This is a genomic window from Pseudomonas sp. HN8-3 (genome assembly GCF_020790195.1).
GTDB lineage: Bacteria > Pseudomonadota > Gammaproteobacteria > Pseudomonadales > Pseudomonadaceae > Aquipseudomonas > Aquipseudomonas synxantha_A.
In genome coordinates this window covers 5,205,115-5,229,029 of sequence record NZ_CP086206.1, presented here as the reverse complement: position 1 = coordinate 5,229,029, position 23,915 = coordinate 5,205,115, and the positions used below count along the sequence as shown (strand labels likewise).

The 23,915-nt window shown below is 59.4% G+C and carries 25 protein-coding genes and 1 pseudogene; 13 read left to right on the top strand and 13 right to left on the bottom strand.

Annotation, left to right across the window (positions count from 1 at the left end; all coding sequences use genetic code 11):
* Nucleotides 1-106 precede the first annotated feature (106 nt).
* The 3 genes and pseudogenes from LJX92_RS23235 to LJX92_RS27170 all read left to right on the top strand — a co-directional run.
* A complete protein-coding gene (locus tag LJX92_RS23235; RefSeq protein ID WP_228309011.1) occupies nt 107-679 on the top strand; it encodes a hypothetical protein in 573 nt (190 codons plus the stop codon).
* 13 nt (nt 680-692) lie between these two features.
* Complete coding sequence (locus LJX92_RS23230; RefSeq protein WP_005791680.1) at nt 693-1,118, top strand: hypothetical protein; 426 nt, start codon at nt 693-695, stop codon at nt 1,116-1,118.
* 262 nt (nt 1,119-1,380) lie between these two features.
* A pseudogene (locus LJX92_RS27170) lies at nt 1,381-1,449 on the top strand (hypothetical protein); the annotation flags it as partial.
* An 84-nt stretch (nt 1,450-1,533) separates the two neighbouring features.
* On the opposite strand, the gene LJX92_RS23225 reads toward LJX92_RS27170, so the two are convergent.
* From LJX92_RS23225 to LJX92_RS23210, 4 genes are all read right to left on the bottom strand, one after another.
* Entirely contained in the window at nt 1,534-2,490 is a 957-nt protein-coding gene (locus LJX92_RS23225; protein ID WP_032879332.1) for a TauD/TfdA family dioxygenase, read from the bottom strand.
* Between the two features lie 31 nt (nt 2,491-2,521).
* Nucleotides 2,522-3,259, bottom strand: coding sequence for a TSUP family transporter (locus LJX92_RS23220; protein WP_005791677.1), 738 nt, complete (start codon nt 3,257-3,259; stop codon nt 2,522-2,524).
* A 330-nt stretch (nt 3,260-3,589) separates the two neighbouring features.
* Complete coding sequence (locus LJX92_RS23215) at nt 3,590-6,046, bottom strand: membrane-bound PQQ-dependent dehydrogenase, glucose/quinate/shikimate family (protein ID WP_148854022.1); 2,457 nt, start codon at nt 6,044-6,046, stop codon at nt 3,590-3,592.
* Nucleotides 6,047-6,265: 219 nt separating this feature from the next.
* Complete coding sequence (locus LJX92_RS23210; protein WP_005791674.1) at nt 6,266-7,168, bottom strand: GntR family transcriptional regulator; 903 nt, start codon at nt 7,166-7,168, stop codon at nt 6,266-6,268.
* A 189-nt stretch (nt 7,169-7,357) separates the two neighbouring features.
* Here LJX92_RS23210 and LJX92_RS23205 point away from each other — a divergent pair, with 189 nt between their 5' ends.
* Nucleotides 7,358-8,125: a hydroxypyruvate isomerase family protein gene (locus LJX92_RS23205; protein WP_032879335.1), complete on the top strand. Its 768-nt coding sequence runs from the start codon at nt 7,358-7,360 to the stop codon at nt 8,123-8,125.
* Between the two features lie 3 nt (nt 8,126-8,128).
* Here the strand turns inward: LJX92_RS23205 and LJX92_RS23200 are convergent, their stop codons facing one another.
* Nucleotides 8,129-9,217, bottom strand: coding sequence for an endonuclease/exonuclease/phosphatase family protein (locus LJX92_RS23200; protein WP_032879337.1), 1,089 nt, complete (start codon nt 9,215-9,217; stop codon nt 8,129-8,131).
* 41 nt (nt 9,218-9,258) lie between these two features.
* Entirely contained in the window at nt 9,259-9,918 is a 660-nt protein-coding gene (locus LJX92_RS23195; RefSeq protein WP_057703350.1) for a YciC family protein, read from the bottom strand.
* Nucleotides 9,919-10,101: 183 nt separating this feature from the next.
* On the opposite strand from LJX92_RS23195, the gene LJX92_RS23190 reads away from it, so the two are divergent.
* From LJX92_RS23190 to LJX92_RS23180, 3 genes are all read left to right on the top strand, one after another.
* Entirely contained in the window at nt 10,102-10,824 is a 723-nt protein-coding gene (locus LJX92_RS23190; RefSeq protein WP_228309010.1) for a DUF2076 domain-containing protein, read from the top strand.
* Between the two features lie 120 nt (nt 10,825-10,944).
* Nucleotides 10,945-11,421: an NYN domain-containing protein gene (locus tag LJX92_RS23185; protein WP_005791666.1), complete on the top strand. Its 477-nt coding sequence runs from the start codon at nt 10,945-10,947 to the stop codon at nt 11,419-11,421.
* Nucleotides 11,422-11,452: 31 nt separating this feature from the next.
* Nucleotides 11,453-12,064, top strand: coding sequence for a PolC-type DNA polymerase III (locus LJX92_RS23180; protein ID WP_032879341.1), 612 nt, complete (start codon nt 11,453-11,455; stop codon nt 12,062-12,064).
* A 140-nt stretch (nt 12,065-12,204) separates the two neighbouring features.
* Here the strand turns inward: LJX92_RS23180 and LJX92_RS23175 are convergent, their stop codons facing one another.
* Together LJX92_RS23175 and LJX92_RS23170 are read right to left on the bottom strand one after the other, a co-directional pair.
* Nucleotides 12,205-12,516, bottom strand: a complete 312-nt coding sequence (locus LJX92_RS23175) for a DUF3077 domain-containing protein (protein WP_148854026.1) — start codon at nt 12,514-12,516, stop codon at nt 12,205-12,207.
* Between the two features lie 404 nt (nt 12,517-12,920).
* Nucleotides 12,921-13,382, bottom strand: a complete 462-nt coding sequence (locus tag LJX92_RS23170) for an Lrp/AsnC family transcriptional regulator (protein WP_005791661.1) — start codon at nt 13,380-13,382, stop codon at nt 12,921-12,923.
* Nucleotides 13,383-13,543: 161 nt separating this feature from the next.
* Between LJX92_RS23170 and yedA the strand changes: the two genes are divergently transcribed.
* Both yedA and LJX92_RS23160 read left to right on the top strand, forming a co-directional pair.
* Complete coding sequence (gene yedA / locus LJX92_RS23165) at nt 13,544-14,440, top strand: drug/metabolite exporter YedA (protein WP_005791660.1); 897 nt, start codon at nt 13,544-13,546, stop codon at nt 14,438-14,440.
* Between the two features lie 48 nt (nt 14,441-14,488).
* Nucleotides 14,489-15,823, top strand: a complete 1,335-nt coding sequence (locus tag LJX92_RS23160; protein WP_103734837.1) for a DEAD/DEAH box helicase — start codon at nt 14,489-14,491, stop codon at nt 15,821-15,823.
* 120 nt (nt 15,824-15,943) lie between these two features.
* Here the strand turns inward: LJX92_RS23160 and LJX92_RS23155 are convergent, their stop codons facing one another.
* Complete coding sequence (locus LJX92_RS23155) at nt 15,944-17,170, bottom strand: TIGR03862 family flavoprotein (protein WP_228309009.1); 1,227 nt, start codon at nt 17,168-17,170, stop codon at nt 15,944-15,946.
* Between the two features lie 171 nt (nt 17,171-17,341).
* On the bottom strand, nt 17,342-18,262 hold the full coding sequence (locus LJX92_RS23150; protein ID WP_005791657.1) for a histone deacetylase: 921 nt from the start codon (nt 18,260-18,262) through the stop codon (nt 17,342-17,344).
* Nucleotides 18,263-18,338: 76 nt separating this feature from the next.
* Between LJX92_RS23150 and LJX92_RS23145 the strand changes: the two genes are divergently transcribed.
* The 3 genes from LJX92_RS23145 to LJX92_RS23135 are packed head-to-tail and all read left to right on the top strand — an operon-like array spanning nt 18,339 to nt 20,400.
* Entirely contained in the window at nt 18,339-18,908 is a 570-nt protein-coding gene (locus tag LJX92_RS23145) for a GNAT family N-acetyltransferase (RefSeq protein WP_005791656.1), read from the top strand.
* A gap of 38 nt (nt 18,909-18,946) precedes the next feature.
* Nucleotides 18,947-19,816 carry an acyl-CoA thioesterase II gene (tesB, locus tag LJX92_RS23140; protein WP_005791655.1) on the top strand — a complete coding sequence of 290 codons (870 nt, stop codon included), beginning with the start codon at nt 18,947-18,949 and terminating at the stop codon, nt 19,814-19,816.
* The gene (locus LJX92_RS23135) at nt 19,813-20,400 is read left to right on the top strand and encodes an HAD family hydrolase (protein ID WP_078822395.1); all 588 of its coding nucleotides are present in this window, start codon (nt 19,813-19,815) and stop codon (nt 20,398-20,400) included. The genes tesB and LJX92_RS23135 overlap by 4 nt, the downstream gene beginning before the upstream one ends.
* A gap of 132 nt (nt 20,401-20,532) precedes the next feature.
* On the opposite strand, the gene LJX92_RS23130 is transcribed toward LJX92_RS23135, so the two are convergent.
* Genes LJX92_RS23130 through LJX92_RS23120 form a run of 3 tightly spaced genes read right to left on the bottom strand, consistent with a single transcriptional unit; the run spans nt 20,533 to nt 22,851 of the window.
* The gene (locus LJX92_RS23130) at nt 20,533-21,507 is read right to left on the bottom strand and encodes an alpha/beta hydrolase (protein ID WP_228309008.1); all 975 of its coding nucleotides are present in this window, start codon (nt 21,505-21,507) and stop codon (nt 20,533-20,535) included.
* Entirely contained in the window at nt 21,508-22,395 is an 888-nt protein-coding gene (locus LJX92_RS23125; protein WP_228309007.1) for a neutral zinc metallopeptidase, read from the bottom strand.
* Nucleotides 22,396-22,440: 45 nt separating this feature from the next.
* On the bottom strand, nt 22,441-22,851 hold the full coding sequence (locus tag LJX92_RS23120) for a membrane lipoprotein lipid attachment site-containing protein (RefSeq protein ID WP_032879360.1): 411 nt from the start codon (nt 22,849-22,851) through the stop codon (nt 22,441-22,443).
* A gap of 184 nt (nt 22,852-23,035) precedes the next feature.
* Here LJX92_RS23120 and LJX92_RS23115 point away from each other — a divergent pair, with 184 nt between their 5' ends.
* A complete protein-coding gene (locus LJX92_RS23115) occupies nt 23,036-23,914 on the top strand; it encodes a DMT family transporter (RefSeq protein ID WP_005791650.1) in 879 nt (292 codons plus the stop codon).
* Nucleotide 23,915: the final 1 nt, after the last annotated feature.

The window sequence follows — 23,915 nt, the reverse complement described above, 5'->3', positions numbered from 1 at the left end:
AGCCCATCCGCCCTAATTGTGCCTGTCCGAGCCGCCTCCTAAAGTGGCGGCCCGAACAATAACAAGTTGCTGCCTGGCAACGTGTAACCAAGGAACGGAACTGCCCATGTCATTTCTCTTCAAGTTCAAGAAGTTGATCTTCTTGTCGGCTGCGCTGCTGTTTGCCTCCAATTCGGCAAATGCCGAAGAGCCCAATCCGATTGGTGACTGGTGGATTATCTACGGCAACGGCGTGGCCCAAAAAAACATCATGTACGTCGCCGATGCCACGTCGGTAGTGCCTTCTGAAAAAACTAAAGGCGCGACCATGGTCGCGGTGACCCTGGTTTATGAAGAGCCCGGCAAACCAATGATCGACGTGTACAACCTCGAAGCCCAGTGCTCTACGGGCAAAGTGCGCTTTATCAATGGCCAATCCGTCGAGCGTCTGGCTTACACCCTGCGCCATCTGAAAGTTTCCAATCAATGGCAAACCCCGAAAGAGTTCTGGGTACAGCAAGCGCTGAAGTTTGCCTGTGCGCCGGGCAGTCGAGCTAAAAACGACATGGCCGCCGTGGGCAAGATGGAATACCTGCAGATGATCGAGATGCTGCAGCAGATGTTCTTCAAACTCGCACCGATTCAGGAAAAGAGCCAGATGATGGACAACATCGACAGCCTGCTCGAACTGAATAAATAAGCCGGGACAGCCAATGACTTACATACGCTTATTGTTAACCACTCTGTTGGCCGTCTTGCTCTTGACTGGCTGTTCCACTATTGCGCAAAGCCGCTGGGAAGGGCGTGATATGCAGGAAGCGCTGGACTTGTTCGGCAAACCCGATTCGATGAAAAAGGAACTCGGTTCGAACGGCGAACCCTTGGCGGTGCTGACCTGGTACAAGTCCGCGAGCTGGACCACCACCGAAGCGGCCGGGACATCAATGACCCATACCGGTAATGGCATGGTGTACACCGAACACTATCAACAAGTCGGGCACAGTTCCGATTGCAAATTGCAGGCGAAGATCAATCAACAAAAGAAGATTGCGCAGTTCCTGATCGAAGATGGACGAATTCTTCATGGCAAGTGCACCAATGTCAGGTATGTCCCCGGTTATATTCCCCCAGGAATGTGAGCGGTCTTCGCGGTCAGGGGCCTTGTGCCGTCATGGTGTATTGGGGCCAGAGGGGCGTGGTTGGCTTTTGAATGTCAATGTTTTCCCGTCTGAGCTCCCTTCGCTATGCGCCGTGGTGTGTCAACCCTCTATAAAATCCCCTTTCCAAATGTCAATCCGTCATAGCGTGATTGACAGTCAACGGTGTTTCTCACGCAAACCTCATAAGCCCGGTAAGTCAGGGGCTACAACGCTGTCAATGTCGAAGGTGCTAGGTGGTACGAAGCATTACTGGCCGGATGACCCGTTGGTGGCCGAAGCTACGGCCCGGATCAAACCCAGAAAGCCTTGAATGTAAGTAACTCCCCAGTCGTTTTGATGACTGGGGGGTTACCTGAAAGCGTTGAATCACAGCAAGGAGGTTGTCTTGAAGGGCTTAAAGCGCTTCAAGCGCACTGTCAAATTGCTTATGCGCGTCTGGCAGCGATTTGCTCGCTTGGGCGTGGATGCCGCAGGTGTACTCGATGAACGAATGCCCGGCGGTTTCAGACTGGGCAATATTGTAGTTCTGAAAGGGCAGCATGGCCCTGCGTACCGGGGATTGATCCAGGATGTTCTTGAATGTGGTGCTCGCGTCATCAGCGATCCACAGCCTTCTTACTTTTCTCTGCTGGTTGCCATCGATGAATTTATGCCGGGCATGCAGGACCCGCAGGTTATCCATCACCAGGATGTCCCCTGGCTCAAGGCTGATGGGGGTAATGTAACGCTCGTTGGTGGAGTAGTGGGTCTGGATGTATTTAAACGCCGCGCTGGCCCATTCGGGAATAAACGCAGTGCTGTCATAGCGGTAGCGAATTCTTAACGTTTCGTCATCGATTTTTTCAAAGACGGCGCAATCGATGGACAGCAAATCGTCGCGGCAGTAAGTGACACTGCCGCTGGTCATCAATATTTTTAATGTGTCAGCGTGATGGGCAAGCAGGTCATTGTAGATTTTCTGCCCATCCACCAGGAAGTTGTCGCCGCCAAATTCAGGCTTTGAAACGCACTGGAGAATGACGAATTTGGGGGGCGTGATTTTTTTCGCAGTGCCCTCTACGTAGGCGATGCCATTCAAGAATGACCCATCGGTATGCGGGAAAAAATCGCTCGACAGTTCGCCATGATAATCATCCTTGAAGCGTTGCCAGTCCTTGTTGATCGGCTCGCCACCGCCCACCACACCGTGTTCATCGGACTTGGTATGAAACTGAATCAGCCCAAACTTGCCGGCGGTCTCTCTAAAGGCTTCCAGAGAGTGGTCTTGAGGCTTGATAACGCAATATCCATGCTCTTTCAGAAACGTTGAGATTTCTTTGGTTTCAAAAAAATCAAACTTACGTATGCTCATTTCACGCTCCTTGTTTTATTGGAAGAACTTTTTACAGGCCGTTGAAAAAATGATCGAAGATCATCTTCAAACCAAAAAACGTCACCCCTGCCTTTAACAGCATTGCGCCGACACGCTGCGATATACGGTCTCTGAGAAAGCCGCCCAGGTACGAACCCAATGTAGAGGCGGTAATCATGATGATGATCAGGTTGGCGTAATCCATGAACGCAAAACCTGCAATAACAAAGGCGGCGACCTTGAGCCCGTGCAGTACGCTCATTTGCATGGCGTGGGTGACAATGACTTCGTTTTTATTAATATTCATCTTCATCAGGATGGGCTGCGATATCAAACCGGTTACGGCCACGAACAGTGAAAGGAAGGTTTGAAAAAAGCCCACCAGGGCAAAGTTTTTAAATATAAAACCCAGGCGTGCGACGATCTTGGTCCAGGTGATGGCCAGGATGAAGAAGCCGAGAATCAGTGATAAATATTGCTCGGGAAATTTGCCGATGAAGAAGTAACCGATGAACGCGCCGACCAGGCAGCCGATAACGTATTTAGGCAGGATTTCCACTTTTGCACTTTTGAAGTCAAACGCGAATCGACTGGCGTTGCTGACCATTTGAATCAAGCCGTGAACCGGTACAACCGCAGAAATGGGGATGAATTGAGGCATAACCGCAAGCAGTCCAATCCCGCCGCCCACGCCAATGGCAGCCGTCATGAATGACGTAATAAAACTGACGCCCACCAATAGATACAAACCATCAGAAAGTTCGAGCATTGTTAATTCCTATCCAATTTTATAAAGCGTAAAGCGTATATATCGATGCGCAGGCTTCTCATCAGGTGAGTAAACCGGGCGCAATCGCCTGCGAGCGCGCTGAGAGAGTCAGGCGCTTTGAATCTGGCGTAGAAGTGGGTATTGCTACGTGAATAAAGGGCAGCAGTGATGGCCGCTACTTATAAATTTCCCGCGATAAGTCATTAGCCTGTCATCACTCTGAAGTGATGCGACACGTGCCAGAAACTACGCCATGACTGAGGGGGGTAGAACATGTATATGTTTTACCCACCGATACGCTCATGGCGAGCCTCTCTTGCAGCACTCGATTTACTGCTCAGGCAGGGCCCAGGCGATGATGCTGTCACCTAACTTGGTTGGGATTCGGTCATGACCGCCAACCACCGCCACCACGTACTGTCGACCCTGGCTCATGTAGGTCAAGGGTGAAGCCTGATTGCCTGCCGGGAGGCGTTCTTCCCAGAGCAGCTCACCGCTTTCGCTGTTGTAAGCCCGCATGAACCGGTCAATAGCGGCGCCGATGAACGTCACGCCGCCAGCGGTTGTCACGCCCGTTGCATCACTCGGCGTACCGATTTCGAAGCGCATCTTGGAGGCGATCCCCCAAGGTCCACTGTCATAGCCTGTGCCGAACGGGCGGCTCCACACGACATCGCGAGTGCGCAGGTCGATACCGGAGATAAAGCCCCAGGGTGGCGCAATGCAAGGCTGGTCCAGGGATGACATCCACGGATCTTTAATCGCGCCGTAAGGCAGGCCGGCCTGGACGCGGAAGCCTTGGGCATTGCCCGGCGACTCCTGGAACGACTTGGCATTGATGGCGTCGAGTTGTTCGCGAGGCACCAGCCCCTGCATATAAGGAAGGCGCTGGTTATTGATGATCAGCAGCCCTCGCTTGAGGTCGACCATCACACCGCCCCAGTTCAAGCCGCCATGATGGCCGGGGAAGATCAGGCTTTGCTGGCCCACGACCGGCGGGGTGAAGATCCCTTCGTAGCGTGCCTGGCGAAATTCGAGGCGACATTGCATCTGATCGAAAGGCGTCAGGCCCCAGGCATTGGCTTCGGTCAGTACTTCCGGTGTTTTCGATGGACGCCCCATGGTGCTCGGCATATCAGGGGACAGTGGCTGGGTGGCTGCGGTGTAGTCTCCCGGGGCGGTGCCCTGTGGGACAGGAGCTTGCACGATATCCACCAGTGGTTCGCCGGTGGCGCGGTCAAGCACGAACAACTGGCCGGATTTGGTCGCCTGGATCACGGCCGGGCGTGGCCCGGCAGCCGTCGGAAAATCAATCAGGCTGGGTTGCGGGCTCAGGTCGTAGTCCCATAGATCATGGTGGACTGTCTGGAAGTGCCAGCGGACTTTACCGGTGGTGGCGTCCAGTGCGACCAGGGACGAGCTGAACGTGTCTTCTTGTGCTGTGCGGGTGCCGCCATAGAAGTCGCCCGCTGCGTTGCCGGTGGTGACATACACCAGGCCCAGTTCATCGTCGGCCGACAGCGGTGCCCACGAGTTGGGGGTGCTGAGGGTGTAGGTCTCGTTGTTACCCGCGGGGGCGTTGGTGTCTGGCCGGCCCAAATCCCAGGCCCACTTCTGTTTGCCGGTCACTGCATCGTAGGCGCGCACCACGCCCGAGGGGGCAGGGCGCACATCCGAGTCGAGTACTCGGCCACCGGTGATCACCACCCCGCGAATGACCAGAGGGGCAGACGTGATACCCGTCGAGCCTTTTCTGAAAGTGCCCAGCCCGTCTTTCAAATCCGCAAAGCCTGCGTTGCCGAAGTCGGGGCACGCCTGGCCGGTCAGGGCGTCTACCGCGCCGAGGCGAATATCATTGGTGCCCCAAATGATGCGCGAGGCGCACAAGCCACTGGCATTGGGGACTTCGAAATAAGAGACACCACGGCAATAGGCGCCGCCATTGGCGAAGTAGTCCGGGTCGACTTTGGAGTCGAATCGCCAGTTCTCCTTTCCAGTGGTGGCATCCAGGGAAATGATGATTTGCTTGGGGGTGCAGGTGTAGAGCGAGTTACCCACCTTGATCGGCGTGGCTTCGTTCAAGTACTTGGTTTTCTCACCGGGTTGCTTCACGTCGCCGTGGTGGTATTCCCAGGCTTTGACCAGGCCCGACACATTCGAAGGCGTGATTTGCGACGCGGCTGAATAGTGGTTGCCCAGGTTGGAGCCTGCATAGGCGGTCCAGTTGGTCTCGGTGTGTGACGCGGCAATATTGCCGTCTGGAGAGGCGACAGAACTGCGGCTGAAGGCGGCGGCGGGGCGTGTGGTGGCAAGCGTCGAGTCGGCAAGGTGAACGCTTGTGGGGAAGAACAGCGGCACCAGGATGGTAGCCCCCATCACCAGCGGCAGCACACCCATAATGGTGAAGTAATGACTTTTTCTGACGTTGGCAAAATCACGCCGTACCACGGGCCAGAACGCCAGGAACGGCACGCTGAGAACCGCCAGCCAGGCCAGGCGTGGAATATAGGCCCAGCCATCGTAACCAGACTCCCACACCGCCCAGGCATAGGTGGCCACAGAGGCTGCGCCATAAAGATAGAGGCCCAAGGACTTTTTCAGGCCCAAGAGGATGGCCGATAACAACAGCGCGGTGCCCATCATCGCGTAATAGGGTGACCCGCCCGCGGCCATCAGCACGCCGCCTTTATAGGCCAGCATCACGCCAAGCAGGGCAACCACTGTGTTGTACACCCCGAACAGCAGGTTTGAGACTCCCGCTGCACTACCCAACGTCCTTTCGTTCATGGCCACCATCCCTGTGCGATTCGATACGGATCCGAGTCCGAGCGGCGCGCATGATTGCCTATTGTTGTAACGAAATACAATATGTAGTGAAAAAATTAACTGTTTGGTGATTTTTTTGTATTCTGTTTTGATCAGAAACAATTGTGCTAGGCTGCTTGGCCCGTTATTGGGCGCGGTGATGGCGAAGCTGCGGCACTGACGGGTAGTCAGTGACGTGCTCTAGATTTGGCTTTCTTCTGGCACTGCGCGTTGATCAGTCTTGAGTCGGCCGACTTGATCCAGGTGGCGCCAGAGAAACTGTGCGGCTTCTTCACGCCGATCAGACTCGATGAGGTCGAGCAAATGGATGTGTTCCTGGCATTGCGCCTTAAGACGCGTGCGATCAATGTTGGCCTTGTAGCCCATAAAGCGCCTGAGCTGATTCTGGTGGCGTATGGCGTCGATGAAAAAAACATTGCCGGAGCACTGCACGATCATTTCGTGAAACTGGGCCCCCAGCTGGAACAGTTGCGCGCGGGACAAGGTCTGGATCTCGCCGTCGATCAAGGCCTGTTGCTGTTGCCTGGCCTGGGCAAACGCGGCGTGATTGACCTGATAACCGGGCTCAAGCAGCGCCGCCGGTTCGATGGCCATCCGGAAACGGTAGCTATGAATATGCGCCTGCGTGTTATGCACGAAGTCCTTGAGGCCCCACCCTTGGCCTGGCTTACGCTCCACCATGGCTTCGCCGGCCAACCGGTTCAGCACCTTGAGCAACTGCCCCCGGGGCACCTCATAGCGTCGCAACAACTGCGCTTCGAAAAAGTGCGCCGGTATTTCTCCGCTCAGAATGTCGTCGACCACGCGAAGGTAAAAGTCCTCGAACGGATCGCTGGCGCAAGGGACTGCGGCTTCCTGAATCTGCCCGGCACCTTGTTTGAGGAAATAGCCACGATTGGGCTCTTGAATGGCAAGGTCCCACTCGGCGAGCAAGGCAAAAACCCGCCGGATCGGCGAGCGCGACACCCCGAGCGCTTGCGCAAATGTCTGCTCGCGCAAGGGCTCACCGGCTTTCATCGAACGGGCGCGAACCATGTCGATGACGCGTGGGGCCAACTGCAGGGCGAGGTCTTTCTTGATCACAGGTTTTATTCCGAATGGTTAGCTTCAGTCCGTTCCCGTCGGGGCAGATGCCCCCACCGCACTGGAGTGGGAAAATACCATACGAAGAGCATGAGTATTTGCACTGACCACTTTCAATAGCGCGGCGCTGGAGCCGCGAATGAGGCTCCAGGCTGATGATTTGTTTATTCCCAGGATGGATAGTTACCCATGCTCAAATTCAATGCTCACCTCGGTTTCCAGTTCAACGAATTGCCTTTTCTGCAACGCATCGAAGCCGCCGCCGCTGCCGGTTTCAGGGCGGTGGAGTTCCCATCGCCCTATGAATTTGACGCCAGCCTGCTCGCCGATCACCTGGCTCAATACAACCTGCCGTTGATTCAGTTCGCAGCGCCGGCAGGTGTTACCAAAGGCATCGCTGCCTTGCAGGGCAAGGAGCAGGAATTTCGCGATGGGCTGCGCGAGGCGGCCCGCTATGCGAAGGCGCTGAACTGCTCGGATGTGCACATCATGTCTGGCGTGACCACGCCCCAGGATGAGAGCGCGCCTGCCTACGCAAGTAACCTGGAATACGCGGTCAAGTACCTCGAAGATCAGGGTTTGCGCGCGCTTATTGAAGTGATCTGCCCGCAGGCGATGCCCGGCTATTACATGTCTGACTTCAACAAGGCGCAACAGGTGCTGGAAACCTTTACGAGTGTCGGGCTGATTCTGGATCTTTACCATGCCCAGCTTTTGACCGGCGACGCAGCCGGGGTACTGGCGCAGTTTTACGACAGGACCGTCCATGTACAAATCGCCGACAACCCGGGGCGTCACGAGCCGGGCACCGGGACCATGGACTTTGCCGCCTTGTTCGCGGCGCTGGAGCAGCGTGGCTACCGAGGATGGATCGGCTGTGAGTACCGCCCATCCGGCACCACGGTTGAAAGCCTTGAGTGGCTTAAGCCGCTGCGGGCCCAGGTGTTGAAACCCTAGGGGTTATTGCGCGGCAGGCAGCAGGAAGCGGGCGATTACCGGCAGGTGGTTGGAAATACGCAACGTATCGTCTTGGCGCACCTTCGCCTCCACGCGTTTGATCCGCGAGCTGTAGAACAGGTAATCCAGGGTGCGATCCGGGCCATCAAGGCTTGGATCGTTGGGGAAGTGCGTCAGCCATTTCTCACGGTCGATACCACTGGATTGGCTGTTGCTGGGGATCATCGGGTATTTGTCCCACAGCAGATGCAACTCACTGTCCGGCGAGTACTGGCCGCGCTTGCCAGCGTCCAGGCGCAGGAACTGGCCCAGTGGCAGCAGGTTGAAATCCCCGCCAATCAACCAGGGTGTGCCGCGACCTTCGAGTTTATCCAGCAGTTTTACCGTGCTTGCCACTTGCTCCTGCACCGCGCTGCGCCCAGGTGCGCCGCCGTCCAGGCGGGTGTTGAGCACCGCCAGTTGGCCGCCATCGCTCAAGGGCAGATATGTCAGCAGCAGAGCTGGCTTGGGTTGGAACTGGCGGCTGATGACGTTGGCATCGGCGGTCGGCAGTTGCAGGCGTTCGGCGTGCTCGATCTGGTAGCGGCTGAGTGTCGCCAGCTTGCGCCCGACGCTGCCGAAGATATGCAGGCTGGGCACAAAGTCGGCTTTCCAGTCGAAGGCCTGGGCGCTGCACGGGTAGAGGTCGACCAGGCGCTCCTGCAATAGCGCAAGCTGGTCCTGATAGTGGGACGGTTTGGCGCCTTCGTCGAGCTCCTGCAACAGCAGGATGTCGGGTTGTTCGTCGCGGATCACCCGGGCCACTTCGTCGAGGCTGAAGGCCATGTCTTCGACGGTAGGGCGATCGTCCGGGCCGCTGCCGTCCGGGGTGTCGTACCAGAACACGTAGTTCTTGCCGGCCAGGTATTGCACATTCCAGGTCATGACCTTGAGCGCCTGCCCCGGCAGCAGCGTCGGCGCACGGGGTGCCACGCAGCTGACGGGCAGGGTTTCTTTGTCGGCAGGGCGCCAGGTCAGGCTGTAGATCAGCGCGGCCAGCAGGCCGGCGATGATCAACAGGCTCAACAGGGTGATGCGCAATAAACGGGTCATCGGCTCGGCTTATATGCGTGTCAGAAGAGGCACGGAGCATATCACCGCGCGTCGGCGTCGCCACCGATCAACATGAATAAACGGAACAGCACCACGCTGGTAAACAACTGCAGGAAGCTGTGCGCACTGTCCATCAACAGCCCCAGCAGCGGCGCGGGCTCGGGATACGCCGCTACGCTGGCACCCTTGAGCAGCCACAACGGCGTCATCACGCACAGCAGGCACACCAGGATTCGCCAGAAATGCCCGCGGGTCAGGCGAAAGCTTTCCTTCATCGCCGCCAACGCCGGCATACCGCGCAGCACCAGCAGGTATTCGGCAAACGCCAACACCACCATCAGCCACAAGCCCGGCAGGAAATACAGCGACAGGCCCAGCAATATCAACAACGTGCTCATGGCCGTCAGCAGGGCGAAGCGCGGCCACAGGCTCAATGCCATGGCCCATACATCCTTGGTGCGTGGCGACTCGCCACGGGTGCGGGCGTCGAGAAACAGGATCAAGGCGCCGGTGTACAGCGGGTACACCAATAAACCCACGACCACGCTGTAGCCGGGAAACGCATCCGGGCCCAGCGTGTGGTCCAGTATTTGTTGCAGCAGGGCTTCGAGGATCACCAACGGCAGGCACAACTGCACGATGGCGCCCAGGTTGCGCTGGGTAAAACGCAAGGAGTCGCGCAAAACGTCTAACGGATTCATCAGGGTCATCACAGGCCTGGAAGCAGAGGGCCACACTTTAACCGATCAGGGTCCAAAGGGGCGCAAACGTAAACCTTGAGTAAAGACCATTGAAACAACTCGTAACATCCCCATAACTGGAAGGCACCCGGCCTGATCACAGGCGGGACCGGAATTTTTTATCGGCAATCTAACGAGGTCGCCATGAACAGCGAAGAGCAAACCCTGATCGATGGACTGTTTTCACGGTTGCAGCAAGCCGAAACGGACTCAGCCCCCCGCGACGCCCAGGCCGAAGCGCGGATCAAGGAGCACATGACTCGCCAGCCGGCCGCCGGCTACTACATGACCCAGTCATTGCTGGTGCAGGAACATGCGCTCCAGGCTCTGGATGCGCAAAACAAGCAACAGGCGCAACAGATCCAGCAATTGCAGGACGAACTGCAGCGGGCCAAGTCTGCGCAACCGGCGCCGGCCAGTGGTGGTGGGTTTTTGTCGAGCATCTTTGGCGGTAGCTCCCGTGAGCCACAGCCTGCGCCGAACAACTCCGGTGGCGGCTGGCGTGAGCCGGCGCGGCCGTCGTTCAACCAGCCAGCACCGCAGCAAAACTATCAACCGCCGCAAGCACCGGCTGGCGCACCCGTGGGCAGCGGCTTCCTCGGCGGCGCCATGAAGACCGCTGCCGGTGTGGCCGGTGGTGTGTTGCTCGCCGAAGGTATCAGCAGCCTGTTCCATCACAACTCGCAACCACAGGTGGTGGAAGAAATCATCGAACAACCGGCACCGGCCAGCGACCAGGGTGACTGGGGCAACGATGACCAGAAGTTTGCCGGCAATGACAGTTGGGGCAACAACTCTGACAACTTGGCTGACAGCGATTATTCCGACGATTCCTCTTCCTTCGGCGACGACGATTCCTTCGTCTGACACCTCTTGGCCCGGGGCGCCACGGCGCTCCGGTCTGATTTTTTCCCGGAAACGCTCCCTTGGCTGGCATACTGGCGCCCTTTCCGGGCGCTGGCGCCTGGCTGTCCATGAGGAAGTGCGGTGAAGAAAATTGCAGTGTTCGCCGATGTACAAAACCTCTACTACACCGTGCGCCAAGCCTATGGCTGCCACTTCAACTACGCCGCCCTGTGGGCTGACATCAGCGCTCGCGGGCAGATTGTCGAGGCGTACGCGTATGCCATCGACCGTGGCGACAGCAAGCAGCAGCAATTCCAGCAGATCCTGCGCAACCTGGGCTTTACGGTAAAACTCAAGCCGTATATCCAGCGCAGCGATGGCTCGGCCAAGGGCGACTGGGACGTGGGCATCACCCTCGACATCATGGACGCCGCCGACCATGTCGACGAAATCGTACTGGCCTCCGGTGACGGCGATTTCGACATGCTGCTCGAACGCATCATCCAAAAGCATGGCGTGCGGGCCGTGGCCTACGGCGTGCCGGGGCTGACGGCCAACTCATTGATACGCGCCGCCAGCCACTACGTGCCGATCGAAGGCGCGTTGTTGCTCAAATAGAAATAGATTGTTGAATGGAGTTGGAGCAGGTTTGGAACGTATAGCGGTCATCGACTTTGAAACCACCGGCATCACCCCCAGCAGCCAATGCCGGGCCACGGAGATTGGCGTGGTCATCCTCGAGCGCGGTCAAATCGTGGACCGCTACCAGAGCCTGATGAACGCCGGTGTGCGCGTACCGGCCTTTATCGAACAGCTCACCGGCATCAGCAACGCCATGCTGCGCGGTGCGCCACCGGCTGAGCGAGTGATGAACGAGGTCAATGAGTTCGTCGGCACCACGCCCTTGATGGCGCACAACGCCGCCTTCGACCAGAAGTTCTGGGACTATGAGCTCGGCCTGATCCGCCGCACCCGCCTGCAGAAATTCGCCTGCTCCCTGCTGCTGGCCCGCCGCCTGATGCCGGCTGCGCCCAACCACAAGCTCGGCACCCTCAACGCCTACGCCAAACTGCCCCACACCGGCCAGGCTCACCGGGCGCTGGCGGATGCGGAAATGGCCGCCAACCTCACGGCGCACCTGGCCCAGCAACTGCGCCAGACCCACGGCCTGCGCGAACTGTCCCATGACCTGTTATGCACCTTGCAGAAAGTACCTGCCGCCAAAATCAATGAGCACCTGAAAAAGCATCGCGGGTTCTAAACCAGCCACCCTCTCAAGCACACCAAAGATCCAAATGTGGGAGGGGGCTTGCTCCCGATAGCAGTGTGTCAGCTAAAAATAAGCTGGCTGATACACCGCCATCGGGAGCAAGCCCCCTCCCACATTTAGTGATGCGGCGCCTATCGAGGCTGTGTGCACGCCAACGCCTGGTCCACCACTCCCTTCGCCATCTCCACCAAATGCATCACCGCCCGCTGCGGCGCCTTCATCACCTCGCCCGACCCATGGGCCGTCTCCACCGCGCAATGCAACAAATCCGCCGCATGGGCCAACGCGTCTTCGAAGCTCAGGTTGTCATTCAGGATAAAAATCGGCGCATCCGGGGCGGATGCCTTGAGGTAGTAGTCGATGGCGCGACGGTGGAGCAGGGCGTCTTCGCTGAGGAAGTCGGTTTTGGACTTGGGTGGATCGGGGGTGACTTTTTTGGCCATGGTGAAACTCCTTGCTGGAAGAAGTCGACACCGTTCGCTTGCACGCGAATTAGGGTGGCAACTGTGCGTAGGTGTGCAAGACCGGGGCAAGGATCCAAACCCAGCAGGCCCGAAGGCCTCCCACGCACAGCCGCCATAACAGGCATATCGGCTGCAGGTTTATTTATGATCTTGCTTGCCATCGGACTTGCACGTCCGGTCACCGAACATTCGATGACAGGGCGAGACTAGCTACCGAATCCGACGGAAACAAGGCCGTGGGATTCTCTCGGAAACGTCCCGCAAATGAAAGAGATTGGTCTTGCGATGAAGCTAATGACGCCATCGGGAGCAAGCCCCCTCCCACATTTTGAAGGTGTTCACAGATCAAGTGTGGGAGGGGGCTTGCTCCCGATGGCGGTAGGTCAGCCACCATTTTTCCCATTGGCTTCCAACTGCCCCAACGGCACCCGCCGTTCTATAGCGCTGGACAAAATAATCGAGGTCTTGCTGAACCCGAACTTCGCCACTCGATTAATCAGGTCTTCCAGCTGCGGCATGGTGCCTACCGCCGCTTGCATGATCACGCACGGGTCGCCCGTGACCCGGTGGCATTCGGTCAGTTCGGGAATTTGCGCCAGGGCGTCGTACACCTTCTGGCTGCCGTGATTGGTCAGCCGCAGTTCAATTACGCACTGAATCGGCAAACCGACTTTGGATAGATCCACTTTGGCCTGGTACCCGGTGATCACTCCGCTGGCCTCAAGCTTGGCCACGCGTTCGGCCACGGCGGGGGCGGAGAGGTTCACGGTGCGCGCCAGTTGCGCGTAGGAAGCACGGCCATCTTCAAGCAGGGCGCTGAGCAGCATGCGGTCGTATTTGTCCATGGTAAGGCTCCGGTGGCGCGTGGCTTTCGAAAGCACGGGTTATAGCCCTCATAACCATGGTTTGAAAAGTGTATGGGCGGTTTAAACAGGTTTTGTAACTTAAGTTTATCCACCTTCGTTTCTAGAATAAGTCTCCCTTTTCCTGCCATTAGAGCCGCCCAATGCCTGGCCCACGTCGCTTTCCCTTACCGTTGATCGCCGCCTTTTTCGCGTTGTATGTGATCTGGGGTTCCACTTACCTGGTGATCCGCATCGGCGTGGAGTACTGGCCGCCGCTGTTGCTGGCGGGGATTCGGTTTTGCACGGCGGGTGTGTTGATGTATGGCTTCCTCAGGTGGCGCGGGGTGCCGGCGCCAACCTGGCCGCAGTGGAAGGCCGCCGGGATGATCGGCATTTTGTTGCTCACCGTGGGCAATGGTGGTGTCAGCGTGGCCGAACATATGGGCGTGTCGTCCGGTGTGGCGGCATTGGCCGTGGCGACCGTGCCGTTGTTTACCCTGCTGTGCGGGTTTTTCTGGGGCGCGCGTAATACGCGGCTGGAGTGGGCCGGGGTGATTCTGGGCATCATCGGCATCGCCATGCTCAATATGGGCAGTACCTTGCAATCAAGCCCATCGGGTGCAGTTTTGCTGTTGGTCGCGGCGGCCTCCTGGGCTTTCGGCTCGGTGTGGAGCCGCCACCTGCCACTGCCCCAGGGCGCCATGGCCAGTGCCGCAGAAATGCTCGTGGCCGGCGTGGCGCTGCTGATTGTCAGCGCGCTGTCGGGCGAGCACCTGCAGGCCATGCCGCCACTGGAAGGCTGGCTGGCCCTGGCCTACTTGACGGTATTCGGTTCGATCATCGCCTTTAACGCCTACATGTATCTGCTCAAGCATGTGCGTCCGGCAGCGGCGACCAGCTATGCCTACGTGAACCCGGCTGTGGCGGTGTTGCTGGGGATTGTATTCGTCGGTGAGACCATCGGCCTGGAAGAAGCCTTGGCGATGCTGGTGATCATCAGCGCCGTGTTGCTGATCAGCCTGCCCCAGTGGCGCAAGCCCAAGCCGGAAATAAGGTAAACTGCCGCGCATTACGCCCTTGCGCTGAATTTTTCCTACGGTAACTACATGACTTTCGCCACCCTTGGCCTGATCGAACCCTTGCTGCGCGCCCTTGAGACGCTTGGCTACCAGACCCCGACGCCGGTGCAGGCGCAAGCCATTCCGGCGGTGCTGGCCGGTCGCGACCTGATGGCCGCGGCCCAGACCGGCACCGGCAAGACCGCAGGTTTCGCCTTGCCGCTGCTGCAACTGCTGACCATGGAAGGGCCGAAAGTCGCCGCCAACTCGGCGCGTGCGCTGATCCTGTGCCCGACTCGCGAACTGGCCGAGCAGGTTCACGCCAGCGTCGCTGAATATGCCCAGCACCTGCCGCTGACCACCTACGCGGTATACGGCGGGGTAAGCATCAACCCGCAGATGATGAAGCTGCGCAAAGGCGTCGACATTCTGGTCGCCACCCCTGGCCGCCTGATCGACCTGTTCCGCCAGAACGCGCTGAAGCTCAACCAGCTGCAAACCCTGGTGCTGGATGAAGCCGACCGTATGCTCGACCTGGGCTTCTCCGAAGAGCTTGCCAACATTTATCGCATGTTGCCGAAAAAGCGCCAGACCCTGTTGTTCTCTGCGACCTTCTCCGATGACATCCGCCTGTTGGCTGGGCAGATGCTCAACGACCCGCTGAGCATCGAAGTCAGCCCGCGCAACGTCGCTGCCAACACCGTCAAGCAGTGGGTGGTGCCGGTGGACAAGAAGCGCAAGCCTGAACTGTTTGTGCACCTGATGCGCAAGGGCCGTTGGAAGCAGGTATTGGTTTTCGCCAAGACCCGCAACGGCGTGGACGCCCTGGTGGACAAGTTGCAGGGCCTGGGCATCAACGCCGACGGCATCCATGGCGATAAGCCCCAGGCTACCCGCCAACGCGCACTGGACCGCTTCAAGGCCAGCGAGGTGCAAATCCTGGTGGCCACTGATGTGGCGGCCCGTGGCCTGGATATCGAAGACCTGCCGCTGGTGGTCAACTTTGACCTGCCGATCGTGGCCGAGGACTACATCCACCGTATCGGCCGTACCGGGCGTGCGGGCAACACTGGGGAGGCGATCTCCCTGGTGTGCGCTGATGAGGTGAACATGCTCTCGGCGATCGAGATGCTGACCCGCCAGACCCTCACCCGCAAAATGGAAGCGGATTTCGAGCCGGAGCATCGTGTACCGGATACCGATGCCAGCGGGCAGGTGGTGAAGAAGCCGAAAAAACCGAAGAAACCTAAAACGTCCGGTGGTGGCGGCAAGCGCAACCTGGGCAAGTGGGTGGACAGTGGTGACGTGGCGCCGGCTGAGCCGTCGATCAAGCCGGTGCGCAAGGTGCCGGTTTTCAATACCGGGCCGCGTAAGAAGAAGTGATTTTGCGCTGTGGCTGATGGCCTCATCGCAGGCAAGCCAGCTCCCACCTTTAAATTGTGAATACAGTCAAAGGTGGGAGCTGGCTTGCCTGCGATGGCGGCCTTGAATCCAGCGCGGCTCTCAGCGATTAAGCCACTCCAACATCCCCAGCCCAGCCGCTCTGCCACTGGCAAAACACCCCGTCAGCAAATACCCACCAGTGGGCGCCTCCCAGTCCAGCATTTCCCCCGCACAAAACACCCCAGGCAATGGTTTGAGCATCAACCGCTCATCCAGCGCTTCAAACGGCACACCCCCCGCTGTGCTGATCGCCTCATCCATCGGCCGCGTCCTCACCAATGTCAGCGGCAACGCCTTGATATCCACTGCCAACTGCGCCGGATCGGTGAAGTGTTCAGCGGGCGTCAGCTCGCGCAGCAGGGCTGCTTTCACACCATCCAACCCCAACTGACTGTGCAAGTGCTTGCTCATCGACCGCGAACCCCGGGGCTTGGCCAATGCGGCCTGCACCTTGTCCAGCGGCTTGCTCGGCAGCAAATCGATATGCACCGTGGCTGCACCGCTGCGGTTGATCGTTTCGCGAATTGGCGCCGACAAGGCGTAAATCAAACTGCCTTCAATACCGGTGGCGGTTATCACGCATTCACCCAGCCGAGGCTTGTCATCCCCCAAGCCAATGGCGACGTTTTTCAACGGTGCGCCAGCGAATTTGCTGACCATCAACTCGCTCCAGGCCGACACTTCGAACCCGCAGTTGCTCGGTTGCAGGCGCACATAGGGCAGGCCTTTGCCTTCAAACAGGTTAAGCCAGGCACCGTCAGAGCCCAGGCGTGACCAACTGCCGCCGCCCAAGGCAAGCAACACCGCGTCGCTGTGGACAACTTTGTCGCCGTCCGGGCTGTGGATAAGTAAATCGCCTTCGGCATTCCAACCGGTCCAACGATGCCGGGTGTGGATAACCACACCTTGATCCCGCAGGCGCTTGAGCCAGGCGCGCAACAGCGGTGCGGCTTTCATATCGGTAGGAAATACGCGGCCGGAGGTGCCGACAAAGGTCTGGATACCCAGGCCATGGATCCATTCGCACAACGCCTCGGCGCCAAAGCTGCGCAACAGCGGCGCCATGTGCGGGGCGCGTTCGGCATAGCGCGACAGGAACGCGGGGTAGGCTTCGGAGTGGGTGATGTTCATGCCGCCGACACCGGCCAGCAGGAACTTGCGCCCCACCGAAGGCATGCCGTCGTACAGGTCGACCCGCACGCCCGCTTGGCTCAAGACTTCGGCAGCCATCAGCCCGGCAGGGCCACCGCCGATAATGGAGACGTGGTGGGCAGAAGTCTGAGGCATGGGCAGGGCTACGGTGATGTGAATAGGCCGAGCATTCTACCCGACCACGACGCCGCTGCCTGATCAAAAAACGTACACTTTCCTACAGGCCATGCGGCCACTCGCGTGCAGCCGCTTACGCTCAAGTTATCCACAGGCCGTTCCACAGGCATTGTGGGTAACGCCCATAGTTCAATGACAGCCTGATGACGTCCACACCCGTTGCGCGCTGTGATGCAGGATGCCGTGACGACGGGCGAGGGCGGGGCGGTCTTTGCTGTAACCGCCGCCGATCACGCCCATCACCGGTATGTCGCGGCCCAGGCAGTGGCGCATCACGCTCTCATCGCGGGCGGCGACGCCTGCGTCTGTCAGCTTGAGGTAACCGAGGGCGTCGTCCTTGTGTACATCCACGCCAGCGTCGTACAGCACCAGGTCGGGCTGGTAGAGCGGCAGCAAATAGTTGAGCGCGTCATCCACTACCTTGAGGTAGTCGGCATCGCCCATGCCCATGGGCAGCGGGATGTCCCAGTCGCTTTGGGCCTTGCGTGCCGGGAAGTTCTTTTCGCAGTGCAGCGACACGGTGATGGCCTCCGGTGTGTCGTGGAGGATGCGTGCAGTGCCATCGCCCTGGTGCACGTCGCAATCGAAGATCAGCACGCGATTGACCCGGCCGCTGGCCAGCAGATAGCGGCTGATCACTGCCAGGTCGTTGAAAATGCAGAATCCCGCCGGATAATCGTAATGGGCATGGTGGGTACCACCGGCCAAATGGCAGGCCAGGCCATGTTCGAGGGCCTGTTCAGCCGCCAGTATCGAGCCACCCACCGCACGCACGGTGCGCCTCGCCAGGGCTTCGCTCCAGGGCAGGCCGAGGCGGCGCTGGTCTTCGCGAGACAGTTCGCCGCCCATGTAGCGTTCGATATACCCAGGTTCATGGGCCAGGGCCAGGATGTCTGCCGGGCACAGCTGCGGGCGCAGCAATTGGCTGTCCTGGGTCAGGCCACTGTCCACCAGGTGGTCACGCAACAGGCGAAACTTGTCCATGGGGAAGCGGTGGTCCGCCGGGAACTCAGGGCTGTAGTCTTCGTGGTAGATCAATGGCAAGGGCATGGGATTTTCTGACGGGAACCTGCGAAGGATCTTAACAGCGCTGTACACTCACGCACATGGCAAGGCAGGGGGACCCATGGAGCCGATACTGGAATTGGAAAGTGCACGCTTGGTGCTGCGCCAATGGCGCGACAGCGACCTGCCGGAATTTGCGCGCATGTGCGCTGACCCGCAGGTGATGCGCTACTTTCCGGCTAAATTGAGCCATTTGGAAAGCGCCGCGCTGATCGGTCGGATTCGCGGGCATTTTGCTGAATATGGCTTTGGTTTCTGGGCCTTGCAGCGCAAGGACACCGGCGAATTTATCGGCGTGACGGGGCTTGCGAATGTCAGCTTCGAAGCGGGCTTCACCCCGGCGGTGGAGATTGGTTGGCGCCTGGCCCGTGAGCATTGGGGCCTGGGCTATGCCAGTGAGGCGGCCTGGACGGCATTGCGCTGTGGCTTTGATCGCTTGCAGCTGGACGAAGTCGTCGCCTTTACCACCGAAGCCAATCTGCCGTCACAAAAAGTCATGCAGGCCATCGGTATGCATTACGATCCGCAGGCAGATTTCGAACACCCCAAAGTCGCAGCCGGTGACCCGCTGCGCCCGCATGTTTTGTACCGCATCACCCGCGCCCAATGGTTGGACACGCTGCACGGATAAGCAGCCCGGAATGCCCTATTGATTGTAGGAGTTGCTCTATGAGCCAAGTATTGGAAGATCTGGTGGACTTGCTGACCCTGGAGCCGATCGAGGAGAACCTCTTTCGCGGCCGTAGCCAGGACCTGGGCTTTCGCCAGTTGTTCGGCGGCCAGGTGCTGGGTCAGTCGTTGTCGGCGGCCAGCCAGACCGTAGAAGAAGCGCGGCATGTGCATTCCCTGCACGGTTATTTCTTGCGCCCTGGCGATGCCGCGTTGCCGGTGGTGTATTCGGTGGACCGCGTGCGCGATGGCGGCAGCTTCAGCACGCGCCGTGTCACCGCGATTCAAAAGGGCCATCCGATCTTTACCTGTACCACCTCGTTCCAGTACGACGAAGCTGGCTTCGAGCACCAGACCACCATGCCGGTGGTGGTGGGCCCGGAGAATCTGCCGTCGGAGCTGGAGCTGACCCAACAGCGTGCGCACCTGATCCCCGAGCACATGCGCGACAAGCTGCTGTGCCCCAAGCCCATCGAAGTGCGCCCGGTCACCGAAAAAGACCCGTTCAACCCGCAGCCGTCCGACCCGGTCAAGTACGTGTGGTTTCGTGCCGACGGCGCCCTGGCGGATTCGCCGGCGCTGCATAAGTACTTGCTGGCCTACGCCTCGGACTTCGGCCTGTTGACCACCTCGTTGCTGCCCCACGGCAAGACCGTGTGGCAAAAAGACATGCAGGTGGCCAGCCTCGATCACGCGCTGTGGTTCCACGCCGACCTGCGTGCCGATGACTGGTTGCTGTACGCCATGGATAGCCCATGGGCCGGCAACTCCCGGGGTTTCTCCCGCGGCAGCGTGTACAACCGCGCCGGGCAACTGGTGGCATCGGTGACCCAGGAAGGCTTGATCCGCCATCGCAAGGACTGGGCATGAGCCTGTCAGACGTTAAACATTGGGTGTTCGACATGGACGGCACGCTGACGGTGGCAGTGCATGACTTTGCCGCCATTCGCGTGGCGTTGGAGATTGCGCCTGAGGACGACATCCTCACGCACCTGGCTGCATTGCCGGCGGATGTTGCGGCAGCCAAACATGCCTGGTTGCTGGAGCATGAGCGCGAGTTGGCGCTGGGGTCGGTCGCGGCCGAAGGTGCCGTTGAGTTGGTAAGGGAATTGGCCGGGCGTGGTTATCGCCTGGGCATCCTGACGCGTAATGCGCGGGAATTGGCCCATATCACACTGCAAGCGATTGGCTTGGCGGACTGCTTTGCCATTGAGGATGTGCTGGGGCGTGATGACGCGCCGCACAAGCCTGATCCGGGTGGCCTGTTGAAACTGGCGGCGGCCTGGGGGGTAGCGCCGAGCGAGATGGTGATGGTGGGGGATTATCGCTTTGACCTGGATTGTGGCCGGGCGGCGGGGGCCAGGACGGTGTTGGTGAACTTGCCGGATAACCCGTGGCCGGAGTTGGCGGATTGGCATGCCGAGGATTGTGCGGCGCTGCGCCGAATGATCTAACCCAGGCGACGGAGATCAAATGTGGGAGCTGGCTTGCCTGCGATAGCGGTGGGTCAGCTGACACTCTGTCAACTGACAGTCCGTCATCGCAGGCAAGCCAGCTCCCACATTTTTATTGGGTTTCGTCAGTGATTACTGCGTGAACAGCACCTTTTCTCCCTCTGGCGAGGTAAACATCTTATCCCCGTCATGCCCCACCCCTGGCACTTCCACCAGCTTGTGACTCAACTGCGGATGGCGCAGTTTGAGGTAGTCAAAGTAGTTGTGCCCACGAATCAGCCTATACGCACCCTGGGTTTCGGCCTCGCAGCTTTTATCCAGTGCCGGGTGGTTGGGGTCGGTGTCCTGCTGGCCCAACAGGTAAGTGATGTCGCGTGAGACGTAGGCTTTTTCCAGTTGCTGGGCGCCTCGGTCACCCACGTAATCGGGCAGCTTTTGCATGCCGTATTTCCAGTCGTTGAAGCTTGGGCAACTGGCCGTATCGAACGGCACCGGCCGCTGCGGGCTGAAGTAGGCGTAGGACGATGGGTTGGCCACCACGTACCGCAGGCTGATGCCTTCGCTCTGCAGCAATGGGTGGTCATGGCCGGTGAGGGCGAAGCGTTGGACGACCTGGCCGCCACCGGAATGCCCGGCGATCACGATTTCCTTTAGCGCCGGGAACAGCTTGCGGTTGCCCAGGTGCTTGATGATCTGGTCCAGAGCGCCATAAGAACTGACCTGCCCAGGCGCGGTGGAAGCTTCGCCAGCCATCCAGTCGTTGCCCTTCCAACGCAATACCTGATTGCCCAGATGGTTACGCTTCACGTCCGATTGATTCAGAAACTGCGGCGCGATCACCAGCGTAGTGCCGCCGACCCCGGCATGGGTGGCGGCGTCGATACCGCTTTGCAGATAGGTCTGCGCATTGCGCAGGCGGCCGTGCACGATGATCAGCGCACGCGTGACCTTGGGCAGCGGCTGGCGCCAGTCCTGGCTTACGCCAAGGCTGAGGTCGCCGGCCTCCAGATGAAAGCGATCGGGGCTGACCACCTTGACGCCGTGTTCAGCCGCCAGGGTGCAGCAGGACACGAACACACCCAGCAGCAACCCCAATCGTTTGATCATTTAGAGACTCTTGGCCGCGAAGGTATCGCATTGAGTGATCTGGCCCTGTGCGAAGCCGGTCTTGAACCAGCGTACCCGTTGCGCCGAGGTGCCGTGGGTAAACGAGTCCGGCACCACGCGCCCTTGGCCCTGTTGCTGCAAGCGGTCATCGCCAATGGCGTTGGCTGCATTCAGGGCTTCTTCGATATCGCCGGGCTCCAGCCAGTTCAGGCGTTTTTGCGCCCGATTGGCCCACACCCCGGCAAAGCAGTCGGCTTGCAGCTCCTGGCGTACCAGCAGGCCGCCATCGCCTTCCATCTGCCGACCCTGTTGGCGCGCCGCCTGGATCTTGGACGAGATGCCGAGCAGGGTTTGCACGTGGTGCCCGACTTCGTGGGCGATCACGTAGGCCTGGGCGAAATCGCCGGCGGCCTGGAAGCGTTGCGACATTTCGCGGAAGAAATCCAGGTCCAGGTAGACCTGCTGGTCAGCCGGGCAATAGAACGGGCCGCTGGCCGAGGTGGCGCCACCGCAGGCGGAGTTCACCCGGCCACGGAACAGCACCAGCTTGGGGTTCTTGTAGGCCAGGCCGTTTTCCTGGAACACCTGGCCCCAGGTGTCTTCGGTGTCGCCCAGCACTGCGCGCACAAAATCGGCGTGCTCATCGTTGGCCGGTGGCGCCTGGCGCGATTGCGAACTCACCGACGGCGCCTGTTCCATCTGGCCGGTCAACTGGCCAAGGATCTGCATCGGGTCCTGGCCGGTCAGCCAACCAATGCCGACGATCAGCACAATGGCCGTCAGGCTCAGGCCCTTGCCGCCGCCAAAGCGCATACCGCCACCGCCGCCGCCACTTTCATCGCGGGCATCCACCACGTTGTCGCTGCGTCGGCCTTTTTTCCATAGCATGGGAGCATTCCTCTGTGTGCTAACCGTGATTGATTATGGTCGGTATTAACGGCAATAGCCTTCGCCGGTGGTCACGATCAGGCAGTCTTTTTTATCCGCCAGCCATTTCAGGCCGGTGGCGGCGCCGTCTCCGGCGCGCAACAGCTGCGGGCCGTCGGGGCGGGTGAAGGCGATGCCATCTTCGTTCGCTTCACCTTTGAAGGTGCCGGAACTGTCGGCGTCGAGGCCGTATTGCATGGTCAGAAGGTAGTGGCCGCGGCCGATGCTGTCGTCCTTGGCGATGGTCAGGTGCAAGCCTTCGACGCCGATCCATTTGCCGACCCATTGATCGGTGGGGGGCGTTTGCGGCACCAGGGTCGCCTGTACAGACGGCGGCGCGGGCTTGGGGGCTTCCTTGGCTTTATCGCAGGCGGTAAGCAGGGCGAGGGCAGACAGAACAAAGAGGATTTTTTTCATAGCGGCAAGGCCTTGATTAAAAAGTGTGCAACGCCTGGGCGAGCGTGCAGGGTTGGACTCGATTCCAGTGATTTAGTGCGCTGTTCGCCCGCTGTTTGGTTATGCTCTTGGAGCAGGCGCTGGCCCGGCTGCTAGATTACCGGGTTGAGTACCATCGCGTTCAGCCCGCCAGCAAGAGAATTCCATGACTGTCAGTACCCCCCTCTCAGGCGTCAACCATCCCTTCAAAGGCATCCTGCTGATTGTGGTGGCGACGTTCCTGTTCTCCAGCCACGACGCCTTGTCCAAATACCTGGCCGGGTTCTACCCCATTGTGATGGTGGTGTGGGCGCGCTACCTGGTGCACACCCTGCTGATGGCCGGGATCTTCCTGCCGCAATCAGGCTTGCGCGTACTGCGCAGCAAGCGCCCGGGTATGCAGGTGGTGCGGGCATTGTGCCTGTTGGGCACCAGCCTGTTTTTCACCGCCGCATTGCACTACATCCCATTGGCCGAAGCCACTGCGGTGAACTTCCTCGCGCCGATCCTGGTGACAGCGCTGTCGGTGCCGCTGTTGGGCGAACACGTGACACGCGGCCAATGGCTGGCGGTGATCTGCGGCTTTATCGGGGTGTTGGTAATCATCCATCCCGGCGGCGAACTGTTCACGCCGGCGGTGCTGTTGCCGTTGTGTTCGGCGACGTTCTTCTGTTTTTACCAACTGTTGACGCGCATCCTCAGTAAGTTCGATACGCCGACCACCAGCAACTTCTTCGCCGGGCTGTGCAATACCCTGGTCATGAGCGCCATGGTGCCGTTCTTCTGGCAGGTGCCGAGCCTGTGGCATGGCGTGCTGATGCTGGCACTGGGGACCTGCGGGATGACGGCACACCTGATGCTCACCCAGGCGTTCCGCTTTGCGGCGCCGGCCTTGCTGGCGCCGTTTGGCTATTGCCAGATTGTGTTTGCGGGGTTGTTGGGCTGGCTGGTGTTCAGCCATACCCCCGATACAACCACGGTGGTCGGTATCGGGGTGATCTGCATGAGCGGGTTGGCCGCTGCCTGGCAGCAGCGGCGCAGGTAGG

What these genes read in the sequence shown, in the direction of transcription:
- LJX92_RS23135 (WP_078822395.1), top strand. Translation starts at nt 19,813, where the DNA reads ATGAGCCTGTCAGACGTTAAACATTGGGTGTTCGACATGGACGGCACG.
- LJX92_RS23145 (WP_005791656.1), top strand. Translation starts at nt 18,339, where the DNA reads ATGGAGCCGATACTGGAATTGGAAAGTGCACGCTTGGTGCTGCGCCAA.
- LJX92_RS23150 (WP_005791657.1), bottom strand. Translation starts at nt 18,262, where the DNA reads ATGCCCTTGCCATTGATCTACCACGAAGACTACAGCCCTGAGTTCCCG.
- LJX92_RS23160 (WP_103734837.1), top strand. Translation starts at nt 14,489, where the DNA reads ATGACTTTCGCCACCCTTGGCCTGATCGAACCCTTGCTGCGCGCCCTT.
- LJX92_RS23190 (WP_228309010.1), top strand. Translation starts at nt 10,102, where the DNA reads ATGAACAGCGAAGAGCAAACCCTGATCGATGGACTGTTTTCACGGTTG.
- LJX92_RS23230 (WP_005791680.1), top strand. Translation starts at nt 693, where the DNA reads ATGACTTACATACGCTTATTGTTAACCACTCTGTTGGCCGTCTTGCTC.
- LJX92_RS23155 (WP_228309009.1), bottom strand. Translation starts at nt 17,170, where the DNA reads ATGCCTCAGACTTCTGCCCACCACGTCTCCATTATCGGCGGTGGCCCT.
- LJX92_RS23115 (WP_005791650.1), top strand. Translation starts at nt 23,036, where the DNA reads ATGACTGTCAGTACCCCCCTCTCAGGCGTCAACCATCCCTTCAAAGGC.
- LJX92_RS23225 (WP_032879332.1), bottom strand. Translation starts at nt 2,490, where the DNA reads ATGAGCATACGTAAGTTTGATTTTTTTGAAACCAAAGAAATCTCAACG.
- LJX92_RS23120 (WP_032879360.1), bottom strand. Translation starts at nt 22,851, where the DNA reads ATGAAAAAAATCCTCTTTGTTCTGTCTGCCCTCGCCCTGCTTACCGCC.
- yedA (WP_005791660.1), top strand. Translation starts at nt 13,544, where the DNA reads ATGCCTGGCCCACGTCGCTTTCCCTTACCGTTGATCGCCGCCTTTTTC.
- LJX92_RS23125 (WP_228309007.1), bottom strand. Translation starts at nt 22,395, where the DNA reads ATGCTATGGAAAAAAGGCCGACGCAGCGACAACGTGGTGGATGCCCGC.
- tesB (WP_005791655.1), top strand. Translation starts at nt 18,947, where the DNA reads ATGAGCCAAGTATTGGAAGATCTGGTGGACTTGCTGACCCTGGAGCCG.
- LJX92_RS23215 (WP_148854022.1), bottom strand. Translation starts at nt 6,046, where the DNA reads ATGAACGAAAGGACGTTGGGTAGTGCAGCGGGAGTCTCAAACCTGCTG.
- LJX92_RS23195 (WP_057703350.1), bottom strand. Translation starts at nt 9,918, where the DNA reads ATGAATCCGTTAGACGTTTTGCGCGACTCCTTGCGTTTTACCCAGCGC.
- LJX92_RS23205 (WP_032879335.1), top strand. Translation starts at nt 7,358, where the DNA reads ATGCTCAAATTCAATGCTCACCTCGGTTTCCAGTTCAACGAATTGCCT.
- LJX92_RS23200 (WP_032879337.1), bottom strand. Translation starts at nt 9,217, where the DNA reads ATGACCCGTTTATTGCGCATCACCCTGTTGAGCCTGTTGATCATCGCC.
- LJX92_RS23175 (WP_148854026.1), bottom strand. Translation starts at nt 12,516, where the DNA reads ATGGCCAAAAAAGTCACCCCCGATCCACCCAAGTCCAAAACCGACTTC.
- LJX92_RS23170 (WP_005791661.1), bottom strand. Translation starts at nt 13,382, where the DNA reads ATGGACAAATACGACCGCATGCTGCTCAGCGCCCTGCTTGAAGATGGC.
- LJX92_RS23235 (WP_228309011.1), top strand. Translation starts at nt 107, where the DNA reads ATGTCATTTCTCTTCAAGTTCAAGAAGTTGATCTTCTTGTCGGCTGCG.
- LJX92_RS23130 (WP_228309008.1), bottom strand. Translation starts at nt 21,507, where the DNA reads ATGATCAAACGATTGGGGTTGCTGCTGGGTGTGTTCGTGTCCTGCTGC.
- LJX92_RS23220 (WP_005791677.1), bottom strand. Translation starts at nt 3,259, where the DNA reads ATGCTCGAACTTTCTGATGGTTTGTATCTATTGGTGGGCGTCAGTTTT.